At 66.2% G+C, this 14,626-nt stretch carries 13 protein-coding genes; 8 read left to right on the top strand and 5 right to left on the bottom strand.

Annotated features, from left to right (window positions below; genetic code table 11):
- From IEY33_RS16975 to IEY33_RS17005, 7 genes are read left to right on the top strand one after another with little or no spacing between them, the layout of a single operon-like run.
- Window positions 1-954: a HesA/MoeB/ThiF family protein gene (locus IEY33_RS16975; RefSeq protein ID WP_194517280.1), complete on the top strand. Its 954-nt coding sequence runs from the start codon at window positions 1-3 to the stop codon at window positions 952-954.
- Window positions 955-996: 42 nt separating this feature from the next.
- Entirely contained in the window at window positions 997-1,347 is a 351-nt protein-coding gene (locus tag IEY33_RS16980; RefSeq protein ID WP_188964483.1) for a hypothetical protein, read from the top strand.
- 13 nt (window positions 1,348-1,360) lie between these two features.
- Window positions 1,361-1,924 (top strand): hypothetical protein, encoded by a 564-nt coding sequence (locus tag IEY33_RS16985; RefSeq protein ID WP_188964484.1) that lies wholly within the window; start codon window positions 1,361-1,363, stop codon window positions 1,922-1,924.
- Window positions 1,925-1,930: 6 nt separating this feature from the next.
- On the top strand, window positions 1,931-3,202 hold the full coding sequence (locus IEY33_RS16990; protein ID WP_188964485.1) for an efflux RND transporter periplasmic adaptor subunit: 1,272 nt from the start codon (window positions 1,931-1,933) through the stop codon (window positions 3,200-3,202).
- A complete protein-coding gene (locus IEY33_RS16995) occupies window positions 3,199-3,942 on the top strand; it encodes an ABC transporter ATP-binding protein (protein WP_188964486.1) in 744 nt (247 codons plus the stop codon). The genes IEY33_RS16990 and IEY33_RS16995 overlap by 4 nt, the downstream gene beginning before the upstream one ends.
- A 37-nt stretch (window positions 3,943-3,979) precedes the next feature.
- Window positions 3,980-5,161 carry an ABC transporter permease gene (locus IEY33_RS17000; RefSeq protein WP_188964487.1) on the top strand — a complete coding sequence of 394 codons (1,182 nt, stop codon included), beginning with the start codon at window positions 3,980-3,982 and terminating at the stop codon, window positions 5,159-5,161.
- Window positions 5,162-5,181: 20 nt separating this feature from the next.
- Window positions 5,182-5,352, top strand: a complete 171-nt coding sequence (locus tag IEY33_RS17005; protein ID WP_188964488.1) for a hypothetical protein — start codon at window positions 5,182-5,184, stop codon at window positions 5,350-5,352.
- 130 nt (window positions 5,353-5,482) lie between these two features.
- Here the strand turns inward: IEY33_RS17005 and IEY33_RS17010 are convergent, their stop codons facing one another.
- From IEY33_RS17010 to IEY33_RS19505, 5 genes are all read right to left on the bottom strand, one after another.
- Window positions 5,483-6,805 (bottom strand): sensor histidine kinase, encoded by a 1,323-nt coding sequence (locus IEY33_RS17010; RefSeq protein WP_188964489.1) that lies wholly within the window; start codon window positions 6,803-6,805, stop codon window positions 5,483-5,485.
- Window positions 6,802-7,467, bottom strand: a complete 666-nt coding sequence (locus tag IEY33_RS17015; protein ID WP_188964490.1) for a response regulator transcription factor — start codon at window positions 7,465-7,467, stop codon at window positions 6,802-6,804. The genes IEY33_RS17010 and IEY33_RS17015 overlap by 4 nt, the downstream gene beginning before the upstream one ends.
- A gap of 31 nt (window positions 7,468-7,498) precedes the next feature.
- Complete coding sequence (locus tag IEY33_RS17020; protein ID WP_188964491.1) at window positions 7,499-9,331, bottom strand: tetratricopeptide repeat protein; 1,833 nt, start codon at window positions 9,329-9,331, stop codon at window positions 7,499-7,501.
- Complete coding sequence (locus IEY33_RS17025; protein ID WP_188964492.1) at window positions 9,318-10,568, bottom strand: hypothetical protein; 1,251 nt, start codon at window positions 10,566-10,568, stop codon at window positions 9,318-9,320. The genes IEY33_RS17020 and IEY33_RS17025 overlap by 14 nt, the downstream gene beginning before the upstream one ends.
- A gap of 61 nt (window positions 10,569-10,629) precedes the next feature.
- Complete coding sequence (locus tag IEY33_RS19505; RefSeq protein ID WP_268238849.1) at window positions 10,630-10,758, bottom strand: hypothetical protein; 129 nt, start codon at window positions 10,756-10,758, stop codon at window positions 10,630-10,632.
- A 773-nt stretch (window positions 10,759-11,531) separates the two neighbouring features.
- On the opposite strand from IEY33_RS19505, the gene IEY33_RS17030 reads away from it, so the two are divergent.
- The gene (locus tag IEY33_RS17030) at window positions 11,532-14,432 is read left to right on the top strand and encodes an AfsR/SARP family transcriptional regulator (protein ID WP_188964493.1); all 2,901 of its coding nucleotides are present in this window, start codon (window positions 11,532-11,534) and stop codon (window positions 14,430-14,432) included.
- The last annotated feature ends 194 nt before the right edge of the window (window positions 14,433-14,626 follow it).

Genomic DNA, 14,626 nt, shown 5'->3' on the forward strand with positions numbered 1-14,626 from the left:
ATGACGTATCAACTCAATCCCTTCAAGTTCCGCGCCCTGCATCAGGGGCTGATTCTGCTGGGATCACCGCACAGTGCGGTCACCCTGCCCTACCACCCGCGGCTGGAATTCCTGCTGCATCAGCGTGAGGTGAGTGCGGCGGACCTGGCACTCCTCACGGATCAGGAAAGGGCCGTGCTGGTCCGGGAACATGTTTTTATCGACTGGACGTCCACCAATGAGAGTCTGGTCGATCGGCAGCTCGGGTTCTTTTCGTTGTGTGGTGACGGTGAAGCGGAACAGCTGTACCAGGACCGACTCGCCGGTGCGCGTGTGGCCGTGCTGGGGGTCGGTGGGCTGGGTTCGCAGGTGGCGTACATTCTGGCCACTGCCGGCGTCGGGGAACTGGTGCTGTGCGATTACGACGTGGTGGAGCGCTCCAATCTCAACAGGCAGATCCTGTACACGGAAGACAGCCTGGGGCAGCTGAAGGTAGATGCGGCCCAGCAGGCGCTGAGCCGGATCGCGCCACAGGTGAAGGTCAGCGTCCGGAACACGCAGTTGCTCGACCGTGACACGGTGGCCGAACTGGTGCGCGGCTGCGACGTGGTCGTGCGTGCCGTGGATCAGCCGTTCGGCATCGCCTTCGAGATCGACGAGGCCTGCCGTTCGCTGGGGATTCCGCACATTGGGGGCGGTTTCGTGGAGACGGTCTGTACGGCCGGGCCGTTCTGCACGCCTGAAAGCGTGCCACTGAACGCCAGTCTGGGCGGGAAGGACTTCACGGCGGCCTCCTACTACAAGGGCCCGGTGCTCGGCCCGCTCGCCTTCTGGCTGGCGTCCTACGTCACGTCCGACATCATCCGGTACCTGACCAGGGTGGCGCCTCCGCAACTGCTCGACCGGGCGGTGCTGCTCGATTGGCTGACTGGCCGCATGTTCGTGCAGGATCTGCGCTTGCCGCAGACGGTCTGAGCGGTGCCTCCCACCGCGGCCTCCAGCGGGCGCCATGGCCAGTTGCTGGCTGGCCTGGGACTCAGCCTGCTGACAGGCGTCGCCTGTGGCGTGGTCGAAGTCCAGCACACCGGGGGACTCTGGCCGACGCTGCTGCCGGTCTTCGTGCTGCTCCTCCTGATCGGGTGGCCGGCAGCGCCCGGAGCCGGTGACGGGCGAACAGGACTGTTCGCCGCTGTTTTCGGGCTCGGATTGACGGGGGTGGTGGCCGTCCAGTTCGTGCTGTCCAGTTCCGGCAACCTGATCTTTCGGGTGGGGGCCGGGGTGGTGGCGGTGGCGCTGTGCATGCTGCTGCTCAGCGTGCTGGTCATGCTGACGCGCTGGAGCGTCCGGAGTTTCGTTCACTCATTCTGATCGGGGAGGATGTATGCAGGCAGAGATGGTGCAGGGCGGTCTGTTCGATGTCAGAAAACCTGTGTGGCCGGCCGTGGTGGTCTCGGGTCTCCTCCGGGGCCTCCTCGGAACAATCGTCTTCTTCAACCTGATTTCGCAGCTGGCCTTCGGCAGCGTCGCCTTCTTCATGGGCGTGCTCGGCGGCCTGGTCGGGAATCTGGCCTTCCTGGGCGTGGTCGGCCTGATCTGCAGCCTGGTGACGCAGAGTGGGGGGCAGGCCTACCGCATCTACGCCCGCTCCTTCCTCGTCGCGGTCGTGCTGTACCTGATCGCGCTGCCTGTCCTGATCTACTTCATGCCGCAGATTCCGGCGGGCGCGTCGTTGAGTGAGCTGACCGGGACCCGCGCGGCCATGACCGCCATGCGCACCAGCGTCGCCATGGAAACCTACCGGTACACCCAGCTGCTGATCTTCAGCGTACAGATGGTGTTCACCTATTTCGGACTGGCCAGAAGTGTCTCCGCCGTCCGTGCCGGTGCCGCTGTGCTGATCTGCCTCGCCATCTATCTCGGGCTGTTCATCGCCCGGATCATCTGAGCGGTCATGTCGGCCCGTGAGCTCCATGACCTTGATCAGGCTTCCGCCCTGCGTGCGGACCGCCCGATGCAGTCGCGTCCCTTCAACTGGCGCTGGGTCTACGCAGGCGTGATCGTCGCCTGTCTGGGCGTGACCGGTGTCGTCATCGACATGAAACTCCGGAGTCCCCTGCCGCAGGTGTTGCTGGTGACCCGCGTGGTGCCGAGCACCTTTCAGCGGCAGGTGAAGGGCTCCGGTGCCGTGGAGGGGGACCGGCTGGTGACCGGATTCAGGACGCCCGGCGTCGTGCGTCAATTGAATGTGAAAGAAGGCGACCACGTCCACCGGCATCAGCTGCTCGCACAGACCGACGACCTGCTGCAGCGTCAGGCGCTGATGGCCGCGCAGTTCAGTGCGCAGACGCTCCGTTCGAGCCTCGTGGAGCAGGCCAGGCTTCACGACATCACCCTGACCCGCCTCTCTCTCCAGCTGGCCCAGGCGCGTCATGACGCGGCGGGCGCGAGTGCCGTGTACGCGGTCGGTGGCCTCTCCGCTCAGGACCTCGGCAAGGCGCAGCAGACCCTCCGGGGACTGGAGCTGGACGTGCAGCGGGAGATGGCAGACAACAGTGACCAGCAGAGTTCCCTGCGTCAGCAGCTCGCGCAGGCTCAGGAGAACGTCGTTCAGGCGACCCGGAACCTTCAGGACACCCGGATCTACGCGCCGGTGGACGGCACGGTGTCGCGGGTCGGGTACAACGTACGGCAGGACTCAGGCGCCGGGTCGATCGAACTGTACGCCGACCGGACCGGGCGGGTGAGGGTTGACGTGCCGGAGGCCGTCGTCGCTCAGGTCAAGCCGGGGCAGGCGGTGCAGGTGAACCTGCTGGCAGACGGCCCAGCCTTCAGCGGGCGCGTCTCGCGTGTCGCGTCGGTCGCCAGCGCCACCCAGGGGGGGAATGCCGTGGTTCCGGTCACGATCCGGATCTCGCCCTGGCCGGCGGCGTTGAAGCCTGGCCTCTCGACCGACGCGACCATCACGACACTCACGCTGCCGCACGCCACGGTCGTCCCGATCGAGTCGGTGGTGCAGGACGAGCAGGATCCGGGTGTGGTGCGGGTGTGGGTGGTGGACGCCGACCGGACCGTGCACCGCCGGACCGTGACCATGCTGGCCCGGAACACCATCAACGCGGCGGTCTCCGGTCTGAAATCCGGTGAGCTTGTCGTCCGCTCCCCGGGCGATGCGGGGGCCCTGCGGGACGGGATCACGGTCACGGCACAGCTGGCACCGAAATGAGCACCCTGACCGCTCCTGAACGGCCGCCAGCCGGGGTCCGCTCGCCGCTGCCCATCATCAGCATGACCGGCGTCGGGAAAACCTACGGTCAGGAGGGCCGAACGGGCGCGCCCCTCGTGCGGGTGCTCCGCGACGTCGACCTGGAGGTGCGGCCGGGTGAATACGCGGCCGTGATCGGTCCCAGCGGGTCCGGGAAATCCACCCTGATGCACCTGATCGGTCTGCTTGATCGTCCCAGCCAGGGAGAGTACCTTTTCGGACAGCAGCGGGTGCAGGAGATGTCCACCGAACACCTGTCTCGTCAGCGCAACCGGAGCATCGGGTTCGTCTTCCAGACCTTCTTCCTGCTTCCCAAGTTGACTGTCCTCCAGAACGTCGTGCTGCCCCTTCGCCTGCGGGGTGCGTCCAGACCCGAGAGTGAGGCCCTGGCACGGCAGTACCTGGAGCGGCTCGGCATGCTGCGGTGGAGTTCGTCCCGGCCCCCGCAGCTGTCCGGCGGACAGAAGCAGCGGGTGGTGATCGCGAGGGCCCTCGCTCAGCAGCCAGCGGTGATTCTGGCGGACGAGCCCACCGGTAACCTGGATTCAGGTGCCACCCTCGACATCATGCAGGTCTTCGACGACCTGCATGCCCTGGGGACGACCATCATCACGGTGACCCACGACCTGGCCGTCGCCCGCCGTGCGCAGCGCGTCATTCAGGTCGCGGACGGGACGGTGATCAGCGGTGGCACCGACTGACCGGCCGGGCGGAATGCCTTTCCTGGAGGCGCTCCGGATGGCCGCTCAGACCCTGCGCGATTACCGGCTCCGCAGTGGCCTGGCGTTGTTGGGCATCGGGCTGGGAACCTACTCCGTTTCGGTGCTGCTGGGCGTCAGCAGCCTGGTGTCGGGCGCTGTCCTGAGCCAACTGGCCACCGTCTCCGGCAACAGCGTGTTCGCGCAGCAGAGCGTCTCCAACCGCGGACCTTCGAGCACCCGGCTGAGTCAGACCGACGTGGACGCCCTGAGTGGGCTGTACGGCATCACCGTGGTCCCTCAGGTCTTCGAGACTGTCCAGTACGACGACGGGCAACGCCAGCGGGCAGTGACCCTCAACGGTTCGCCCGGCGACACCCCCCGTCTCGATCCTACCGTTCACGTTCAGACTGGCCGGTTCTACAGCCGTATGGAGGCCCAGTCCGGCGAGGCGGTGGCCGTCCTCAACAACCGGGCGGCCAGCGACCTGTACGGGAAGCGGGATCCGATCGGGCAATCGCTGGCCCTGCATTACCCGAACGGTACGAGAATCACGCTGACGGTCATCGGGGTCCTGCAGCCTGTGCCGGGGATTTTCCAGTCGCTCAGCACGCCGCAGGTGATGGTGCCCAACCCCTACATCTGGCGGGTGTCTCCGGTCACCCGGAAGAACGACTTCGACATCGTTCAGCTGGTGCTCGCCGCTCAACTGGACGCGGATACGGTCGCCGACCGCATCCAGGGCCGACTCGATGCCCTGCACGGAAAGGAGATGTTCACCGTGCAGTCCTCCGCCGTGTTCAGGAGTGTCGTGGAGGGCGTGGGCCGCATCCTGCAGCTGTTTTTCGGGGTGAGCGGCTCTCTGGCGCTGGTGGTGGGCGGGATCGGCATCATGAACGTGATGCTCGCGTCCGTGACCGAGCGGACCCGGGATATCGGACTGCTGATGGCGCTGGGCGCGACGCCTGCCTTCATCAACCGGCAGTTCATCTTCGAGGCGTTCATCCTGTCGTGCCTCGGGGGCGGCCTGGGCCTGATCGCCGCACAGTTGACCCTCTGGGGCGTGAGCATCCTCGTGCCGCTTCTGGGACCCTTCACCGTACAATTCGGTGTCGTTGCTGCCGCCCTGGGGATCAGCATGTTCTGTGGTCTGTTCTTCGGCGTCTGGCCTGCAGCGAGGGCGTCCTCGCTCGATCCCATCACCTGTCTGAGATATGAATAGTGTGCGTCAGGGAGCAAACCATGATGAAGATTCCCCCCCATGTGTTCGTGGTCCTCGGGCTGCTTGGCCTGATCGTCAATTTCGTCCTGCGCTTCGTCGTTCACAGGCCCACCTTTGCCGACCCTGTGCTTGGCCTGGCGGTGGCGTTCCTGGTCGCCGGTCTCGGCATCATGGCCTGGACCAGAAACTGAGTTGTCTCCCGGGGAACCGCTGACCTCCGGTGGGAGACGGCGCCGCGCCAGAGACGGGCACGGTGAATGGGCAGCGTGAACGCCCCTGACGACTGGCCTCGCCGTCAGGGGCGCGTGTGTTCCGTGTTCCTCAGGCGCCGTTCAGGCACGGAAGGGGCAACCGGACCGTCACGCGTGCACCGTGACCGATTCGGCTTTCCACCGCCAGCTCGCCTCCGTGTGCCTCGGCGACGCTCCTGACCACGGCCAGGCCCAGCCCGAACCCTTCCCGGCCCTCCGTGTCCCCCCGACGGAACGGTTGCTGAAGCTCACGCAGCTGCCCGGCGGGAAAACCGATGCCGTCATCCGTGACCGACAGCTCCGCATGCTCGTTGACCGGGTGGACCCTGACCCGGATCCCACCCTCGTCCGTGAACTTGATGGCGTTGGCGACCAGATTCTCGATCATCCGACTGATGAGCACAGGATCCCCCTGAAACGGCGTGGCTTCCCCGTCGATGTCCAGATCGAGCCTCCTCTCGCAGGCCAGCGGCATCAGGCGATCGATCACCTCGTTGGCCAGGTCAAGCAGATCCAGGTGCAGTTGCGCCGGGGCACTCCGGGATTTCGTCAGCGTCAGCAGGTCCGTGGTGAGCCGTTTCAGATGACTGGCGCTGCGCAGCGCCTGATCCAGCGCCTGCCGGACCTCCGCCTCGCTGCGCGACCGTTTCGCCGCGTGCTCCAGCACGACGAGCAGCGCGGTGACGGGCGTCCTCAGTTCGTGGGAGGCGTCCGCGAGAAACTGCGTTTCCGTCGTCCGTACGGTGCGCAGTTCCCGCACACTGTCGTTCAGCGCCCGGGCGAGGACGCCGACCTCCCCCGGTTCCCGCAGGCAGGGGATGGGGTCCGTGGCGTCCAGTCGCCGGACGCGTTCCGCCAGCGCGGTCAGCGGCCACATGATCCGCCGCATGCTCCTGATCATCAGGACGCCGAACACCAGCACGCAGAACACGTTGATCAGGGCGGCGCTGCCCAGGTACCGCCGGATCATCAGGCTCTGCTCGGACGACGGTCGGCCCACCTGGATCACCCAGTGGCCCTGCCGCACGCTGTAGACATTCCACCGCGCACACATGCAGGAGCGCTCCATTTCGGTTTCCGCGAGGAACCGGGCGTCGAGGGGTTGGGGGACACGCCGGTCGGCACTCCCTCCGTTCCAGATCAGCTGACCGTCCCGGTAGATCTGTGCGGCCGGTATGCCGTCGTCGGCCCTCAACGCGGTGCTGAGGGCCGGTGGTGGAACGCCGACCGTCGCAAGTTCAAACAGGAGCAGATTGACCTGGGTGTTCAGCTCTGCGTGCACAGTGTTGCGGGTTTCGCGCTCCAGAGTGAGGAGCGACATGGAGGTCACGGCCACAACCGTCAGGGTCAGGAACAGACTTGAGAGCAGGATCAATCGGGTGCGCAGGCTCATGCCGAGGGGAACCGGTACCCCAGTCCACGAACCGTCTCGACCGTTCCGTCACCCAGTTTCCTGCGCAGGTTCTTGACGTACACGTCAACGATGTTGGTGACCGCGCTGAAGCACTCGTCCCACACCCGGCTCGTGATTTCGTCCCGCGTGAAGATCCGGCCGGGATGCGAGGCCAGCAGCTCCAGCACGCCGTATTCTTTGGCGGTCAGGTTCGCTCTCTGACCGTCGACGGAGACCGTCCGGGTATTCCAGTCCACCCGGAGACGGCCGCTCTCGAAGGCAATGGCAGGGGTCTGGCGGGAGCGGCGGAGGAGGGCCCTCAGCCGGGCGTGGACTTCTCCGATCGAGAAGGGCTTCGTCAGGTAATCGTCGGCGCCGACGTCCAGCCCGGCAATCCGGTCCTCCACGGCGTCGCGGGCGGTCAGCAGCAGGACTGGAGTGTGGATGTGCTGCTCGCGCAGCCATCTGACGAACTCGAATCCTGCGGACGGTCCGTCCGGCAGTCTCACGTCCACCACGAACACGTCGTATGGATAGCATCCGGCCATGTTGCGGGCCTGGCCTGCGCTTTCCGCCTCATCGACGGCCACCTGGGCTTCCCGTAAACTGGCTGCCAGCGTGTGCCGGACGCAGGCTTCGTCCTCGACCACCATCGTTCTCATGCGTTGACTCCCCACTGTGGTGAAGGTGGCTTCAGGCCACGCCTGCCAGGGCGATCGCCCGGTTCTCCTGCAGTTCCTCGGAGGTCGGGTCCAGGGCGATCGCGTGGTCCAGGTCGGCCAGCGCTTCCTCGGGCCGTCCCATCCGGTACAGCACGCCCGCCCGGTTGGCGAGCACCATCGGGTCGGGCCCGTCCAGTTCCAGAACGGCGGTGTAATCTGACAGCGCGTCCTGCAGCTGCTCCAGCGCGTCGAAACACTGTGCGCGTCCCAGCAGCGCCAGGCCCTGACCGGGCAGCAGATCCAGCGCCCGGGAGTAACTGCGGACCGCCAGATCGTCAAGTCCCGCCAGGGCCTGGCATTGCCCGAGGTTGGTCCACACCTCCGGGTACGGTGGGCTGAGGACAATGGCGCGCGCGTAGTCCTGAGCGGCCAGGGTCAGTTCCCCGGTGCGCAGGTAGACGTTGCCCCGCTCGTTGTAATACTCGGAGTAGTTCGGATCCAGCGCCAGTGCCCTGCTGTAGTACGCGGTGGCCTCGTCCGGTTCACGCATCGCGTCGTACACCTGCGCGATGTTGTAGATCAGCACAGACCGGTGCAGCTGATGCTCGTCGGGCCTGAATTCGGCGTCGAGATCGTCGAAGGCGGTCTTGCACAGGGCGATGGCCTCAGCGCGGCGGCCCTGAAAGTGACGTACGAGTGCGAGCCCGTTGCGGTTGAAGGCCGTCTGGAACAGCCGCTCGTGGCGGGTGAGGTCCGCCTTCTCGATTTCACGCAGTCCGAGATCGAGGTGGTGCTCCGCCAGTGCGACGTCGCGCACGGGCAGGTAACGGGCGTGCAGCATCGCCATCAGGTAATGCCAGGTGAGGGCCTGTCTCGGCTCGGGCGACAGGGCCAGGGCGCGCGAAGTGAGTTCGAGGGCCGGTTCCGCCTCTCCCAGCCCCACCAGACAGTTGTACAGCTTCACGTAGGTGTTCAGAAGCCGTGTCCGGTCCGTGCCGGAGCGTTCGAGGGCAGGCAGGATCGCCTCGCCGTACACGCGGGCATCAGCGTAGAGGCCCCGGGTGGTGTACGTCGCGAGCGCCTCGTAACGGTACAGGTCCGCCCGCCCCGGGTGGTCGCTGCGGTCCCAGCCGCGAATCAACGCCGGCAGGTTCGCCTCCATCTCCAGCGGGTCCTCACCGATGCACGCTTCCAGGGCCACCATTCGCCGGGTGTACTCACCCGGCGCGGTCGTGTCCTGGGGGTCTGTCGGCAGACGCAACGCCTGGACGGACGCCGGAAACGCCGGGAACAACGTCTCGACGTCTGCTGCCCTGCCCGGGTCGACCGCGATCAGCAGGGTCAGCGGGAGTCGGTCACCGCAGCGCCGCAGCCACTCGCTGAAGAGCAGCCGCACCAGGGAACCGGCGCGGTCCAGGCCGTCCAGGGCCAGCACCCACCGTTCGGCCCGGCTCCGGGCATGCCAGGCTGTCAGGAGGTCGATCAGGCCATGCACAACCCGGTAAGCGCGGTCCGCCGCGTAGTTTCTGGTGCGTTCCGCTCCGAAGCTCAGGTCCGTCAGGTTGGGGTTGCGGACCGGGATGCGGCGAACCACGGTCGGCAGGAGCATGGCCAGTTCATAGTCATGCTGAGTGACCAGGTCCGGTGCCTGCCGCAGCAGGTCCGGCAGCATCTCACTCAGCCAGGTGTTCAGGCCCGCCCAGGGGCCGCCCACCTCCAGATCGACATTCAGGCACCAGCCCCTGGTCCCGGAACGGGATTCGACCCTCACGGCCTGCTGCAGGTACGCTGAGCGGGCCGGACCGGCGGCAGCCTCGACGATCCTCACGCGGTTGGAACGGGGAAGGAAATCAACGAACGTCATAGGCTTTGTCCTCCGTGCTGAAGGTCCTGGACCACGCGAGCAGTCCCAGCACCTGCGGAATCACGAACAGCAGCAGCGCGCCCAGCGCGTCCAGAAAGGCCATCGGCGCGGAAGCGTAACCCGCTGACAGGGTGCGGCAGATCGACCAGCTGTACGTCCAGATCAGCGGCAGGGTGACCCCCAGCAGCAGGGTCAGGGCAGCGAGACGGCCCAGGACCCATACCCAGGCGTACCCGCGCACGACCCGCCATTCGTGTTCCGGCAGGCTGGACTGGTCGACCGGCGGCGGCTGACCACGCCAGCGCGCCACCGTGTTCCTCAGGTAAGACTCCGTATCGCCCATCAGGTTCCTGCAGCCGAAGGCCGTGGTGACCACGAAGTACAGATCCGTCCTGACGAAGAAGTACAGCTGAGGCACCACCGTCAGCAGATAGGAGAAGGTCAGCGCCTGCACCAGCAGGCGGACCGAGTCCGGGAGGGAGATCAGGTCTCGCCGGTCGGCCACCAGGGTCAGGACCAGCAGCGCCGTGACGACAAGGTCCATGATGATGCCCGCGAGCAACGGCAGGTACCGCTGGCGGCGCGGCAGACTCCAGATGCCTGTCATGTCGGTCTGAACCACCCACGTCCACAGGCGTCGGCCCAGGCTGAACCGTACCGGCACGCCCCGGGCGCGCGCCGCACTGGCATGCGCGAACTCGTGGAGAGCGGTGATCCCCAGACCGGACAGCATCAGGATCAGCCCCAGGGCCGTGAGATGCTGCTCCACGAACAGGGCCCGCCAACTGGGGACCGCGCCGGGCGTCGCGCTCGCTCCGATCAGCGCGCCGAGCGCAAGACAGGCGTAAAGCACCAGTGCCGCTGGACTCCACAGGGCCGAACTCAGGCGAAGGGGCAGCAGCACACCGGGCTTCGGTGTTGACCGTTGCGGGGCCTGCGGCGCGCCCTGGCGGACATGGACCACGCCACTTTCACCGAGCTGTTCGAGCAGATCCACCAGATCCGGTGTCACGCCGTACCGCGCCTGATAACTGGCCTGGGCCTGAGCGACAGATTGCCCTGCGGCGAGCCAGTCCAGCAGTTCGACAGCGTCACTCGGCAGCTCAAGAAACACGTCCGCGTCCAGCCAGCCCAGCACCACTTGGTCACCGTCCGGCTGCCGCGTGAACGGCTGAACCGTCACCTGCGCCGAGGGTTGAAACAGACTTCCGAAGGATGAGGCGGCAAAATCGGTCATACCCCTCCAAAGAGGACCGTACAGCCGCGTCGCGGCTGTACGGTCCGGACAAGCGCTCCGGTCAGAACCAGATGGGCGGAAGCGGCGGGATGGGCCCGCAGGTGCCGCCGTAGGCCGCGGCGGTGGTCTTGATGGTCTCAGTCTTACGGATGGCAAACTTCTTCATCTGTGGCTGCTGATTCTGATTCATGACTGCGCTCCTTGGTCGTGAGGCGCCTGCCGAGTGTGGTCGCGAGCCCCACCGGACTTGCGTCTGGTCACGGGTGATCTGGTGGTTCTTGAGCTTCGGACTGGCCGGCCAGCGAGCTCAAGGCCACCTTAATGCACAGGGTGTGAACGGCCAGAGAATGCCCCTGGGAATGACTGAACCTCGCCCGCATCAGCGGGAAACCCATCCCCTGAGCTGACGGTCCATGCATGGTGCGCACCCTGATCCGGTAAACCGCCTTCTGCACTCTGGACCCAGCGAGGTCAGCCAGCCCGCCGACAGGGAAGCCAGCGGCGCTTCTAACCAGGGCCTGAAGCGGCAGGAGGACGCTCTGGCATAATGCTCAGCAGGGGGTTGACGGTGACGGAGCCGCGTACACGCCCCAGTGCACTGCTCGAACAGGAGCCTGCGTTCAGCTCGGGGCCTCAACGCAGGCTGAGCCTCTCCGACCGGTTGGAGGGCGGAGAGACAGAGGGAACCGTCCGGCCCTGCCCGCATACGGGGCTCACGCCCACCCAGGTGCTGAGGAGACTACAATTCGCACTACCATGCTTGAACTGATGCACGGTCTCGTTTCTGGCAGACGGCTGGCACTCCCGACCACCTGGACATGGTGACTTGGCACGGTGCAGACCGTCCGCACTCCGGGGGCAGGAAGCGCCAGGCCCCAACCTCCTCCTCCCAGGGCACCTGTCGTTCACGCAGGCACGTTCGGTGAGGCGACGTCTCGCCACACATTCTGGATCGGTGGAACAATGATGCCCCTACTCCCCGCAATCACTGACCCGTTTGCGTTCACCGTCCCAGAGCGTGCACCGACCGAGCTGCACCGCGACGCCCTGCTGTCCGTCCTTTCGGACGTCGCCTATTCCGTGGTCCTGCTCATCGCGCCCTTCGGTTTCGGGAAGACCACCCTCCTCGCACAACACGCGCGCTCCACCCGAAGGCGCACGGTCTGGGTGACCCTGTACCAGGACAATGCGGAACCCGTCCATCTCGCGGCGTCCATCCGGTACGGCCTGAACCTGACCTTCCCCGAGGTTCCTTTTGAGGCCTGGAGCGCTGCAGTGGAAGAGCGGCGACCGACGGCGAGCAGTGCGCGTGCCTTCGCGCGGGATCTCACGCGCATCCCGGCAATGGATTTGATCCTGGACGGCCTTGACGAGCTCGGACCGGAAGCTGGCCTGTGGTTGATGGAGGTGCTCAGCCACCTGCCGAGTCAGCACCGTGTGCTGCTTGCCGGGCACGGAACCGGCGGACTGTCCGCGACCCGGCTGGCGCTCCGCCGTGACGTGAAGTTCCTGCACGACACCGACCTGGCGTTCACGACCGCCGAAACGGACCGGTTCCTGCACTGTCAGGGCACAGGTCGGCCGACCGTCGCGCCCGTCGGCGGCGCCCTGGACGGCTGGCCCGCGGCGATCGCGCTGAGTCAGCTGCCCTCCGCCCACTGGCAGGCGAGTGACCTGATCCGAGACCTGCTCACCACCCTTCCCCCGGACATCAGCGCCGCCTTGCCGGAACTGGCTGTCCTGCCCGTCTGGAGCGCAGGACTGGCCCGCGAGGCAGGTTGCCGACTGCTGGGGAACTGGCTCCCCGAAGTGGTCCGGGCCGGTCTGCCGTTGTCGCCGCTGGGAAACGGCACCTATCGCCCGCACCGCTTGCTGCTCGATATTCTGGATCAACTCCTGCTCGACACGCCCGACCGGCATGCTGAACTGCACACCGCTGCGGCCCGGCGCTCAGAAGCCGCGAAGGACGTGCTCACTGCCGTCTCGCACTACCATCTCGCCGGCGCGGCAGACGACGTGGTCCGGGTACTGCGGGGGGTCGTGACGGTCGCGGCACGGCGCGGTCAGTTCCGCCTGGTTCAGCAGCTGTTGACCCAGGTGCCGGCTGAACGGCTCACGTCCGATCTCGTGGCCCTCCTCGGCCACAGCCTGATCGAAACGGGCGAACTGGCGCACGGTGAAGAGACGCTCGGTCGCCTGGCTGCCGACCCGACGAGTCAGTCCTGGGCGCTCACCGGCTGGTGCATTCTCGCGAACCGCCGCGGCCAGCACCGGTCGCAGCTGTCCATGGCTGACCTGGGGCTCGCGCAGCCGACCATGGCGCAGATGCACTGGTTCTTCCAGCTGCACCGTGCGCTGGCCCTCCTCAATCTCGGTCAGGGGGCCGCCGGACTTCAGGCCGCGGAGCAGAGCCTTCACCTGGCCAGAATGAACGTTCATGTCGGTCATCAGGGCGACGCCCTGGCGGTCACCCAGTTCGCCTGCATGACGCAGGGCCGATGGCCGGAACGTGAGGTGCTGCTCCAGCAGGCCATCGAACTGCACGACCGACTCGATCAGCCGCTCCTTGCCCTTGAAGCGAGGGCTGACCTGGCCGACCAGTACCGTACGCAGGGTCAGCTTTCAGAGGCCCTCTATCTGCTCGATACCGTGTTCGGTTCGCCCGCTCCGGTGGAGCCCAGCGCGGCCATGGTCTTTGCACTGGAAGTCCGTGCGGACGTGCACTTCCACCAGGGCGAATTCAAGTTGGCCAGCACCGGGTATCGCGAGGCTCTCCGGTACGCTGAGCAACTGGATATCGCGGTCCTGGCGGGCCGTCTGTGGACCAAACTGGCAGACACGCTGCTGCACGAGGGTCTGCCTGCAGAGGCGGAGGTGGCCTTCAGTCAGGGTGTGGGCAGGCCGGGTCAGCGCCCCGGCTGGATGACACCGTTCATGCACCTGTATCAGGGACAGGCGGCCTTCGCCGCCGGGAATCTGGATGTGGCCACCGGTCATTTTGAACGGGTGGTCTCCGGGTCCCTCGACCGCACCCACAAGCCCAGGGCGCTCGCCTATCTCGCGGAAATCGGGCGTGTGCAGGAAGGTGACCTGCCGTCGCGGCTGATCGCGCTGGAAACGAGCATGCTGGAGCTCGGAAATCCAACGGTGTTGCGGGCCGACGCTGGTCCCCTGGACGGTCTGCTCCGACTGCATCCAGCCCTGAGGGGTGCGCCACAGGAACGGACGCCCAGCTCCACTCCACCTTCGACACGGCTGCAGGTGCAGCTCGCCACGCTGGGACGAGTACACGTCACGGTGGGTGGAGTTTCCGTCAACGTACGGCTGGCCAAGGCGCGGGAACTCCTCGTCTACCTCGCTCTGCACGGCCCCACATCACGCGACGGACTGATGACGGCACTGTGGGACGGATCAACAGAAGAGCGCCACCTGAATTACTTCCGGGTGGCTGTACGCTGCGTGCGGGACGCTCTAAGTCGACAGTGTGCCGTGTCCAGCGACCCCCTGCCTTTCCGGCAAGGCGAATATCAGTTGAGTGACGAACTGTCCTTCCGCGTGGACGTGGAAACGCTTGCCGGCGTGCCGGACACGGCTCCGGTCACGGACCTGCAGCGTGCCCTGGACCTGTACGACGGGCCTTTCATGGGGCGCTGCGACGCGGACTGGACGGAACGCCTTCGGGTGCAGGCGCAGGGCGACGCCGTCCGCGTCGCCCTGGCATTGGGTGCCCGACTCGAAGCCGATCAACCACGCGAAGCCCAGGCCGTCTACAGACGTGCCGCTGAACTCGACCCCTGGTCTGAAGCTGTGCAGATGGGACTGGTCCGCGTCAACCGTGCGCTCGGCCTCATCCAGAAGAGATAGGACATAGGACAGGTGTGCCGTGTCCTGGAACCCATGTACGCACGACCAGCCGAGTCTCCCGGGAACTCACCGTCAAGCCGATTCTCGGCAGATTCACAGGTGCCGAAGTAGATTGAATCAAATCCGTTGAAGGTCAGGAGGCCGTATGAACACGAACCGCTCCACGAAATCAGCGAAGCTAGTGGCGATCTTCA

The organism is Deinococcus aquiradiocola (genome assembly GCF_014646915.1).
Taxonomy (GTDB): domain Bacteria; phylum Deinococcota; class Deinococci; order Deinococcales; family Deinococcaceae; genus Deinococcus; species Deinococcus aquiradiocola.

Bases quoted from the DNA above. Each gene is read 5' to 3' on its own strand.
- IEY33_RS16975 (WP_194517280.1), top strand. From the start codon at position 1: ATGACGTATCAACTCAATCCCTTCAAGTTCCGCGCCCTGCATCAGGGG.
- IEY33_RS16985 (WP_188964484.1), top strand. From the start codon at position 1,361: ATGCAGGCAGAGATGGTGCAGGGCGGTCTGTTCGATGTCAGAAAACCT.
- IEY33_RS16990 (WP_188964485.1), top strand. From the start codon at position 1,931: ATGTCGGCCCGTGAGCTCCATGACCTTGATCAGGCTTCCGCCCTGCGT.
- IEY33_RS16995 (WP_188964486.1), top strand. From the start codon at position 3,199: ATGAGCACCCTGACCGCTCCTGAACGGCCGCCAGCCGGGGTCCGCTCG.
- IEY33_RS17000 (WP_188964487.1), top strand. From the start codon at position 3,980: ATGGCCGCTCAGACCCTGCGCGATTACCGGCTCCGCAGTGGCCTGGCG.
- IEY33_RS17005 (WP_188964488.1), top strand. From the start codon at position 5,182: ATGATGAAGATTCCCCCCCATGTGTTCGTGGTCCTCGGGCTGCTTGGC.
- IEY33_RS17010 (WP_188964489.1), bottom strand. From the start codon at position 6,805: ATGAGCCTGCGCACCCGATTGATCCTGCTCTCAAGTCTGTTCCTGACC.
- IEY33_RS17015 (WP_188964490.1), bottom strand. From the start codon at position 7,467: ATGAGAACGATGGTGGTCGAGGACGAAGCCTGCGTCCGGCACACGCTG.
- IEY33_RS17020 (WP_188964491.1), bottom strand. From the start codon at position 9,331: ATGACGTTCGTTGATTTCCTTCCCCGTTCCAACCGCGTGAGGATCGTC.
- IEY33_RS17025 (WP_188964492.1), bottom strand. From the start codon at position 10,568: ATGACCGATTTTGCCGCCTCATCCTTCGGAAGTCTGTTTCAACCCTCG.
- IEY33_RS19505 (WP_268238849.1), bottom strand. From the start codon at position 10,758: ATGAATCAGAATCAGCAGCCACAGATGAAGAAGTTTGCCATCCGTAAG.
- IEY33_RS17030 (WP_188964493.1), top strand. From the start codon at position 11,532: ATGATGCCCCTACTCCCCGCAATCACTGACCCGTTTGCGTTCACCGTC.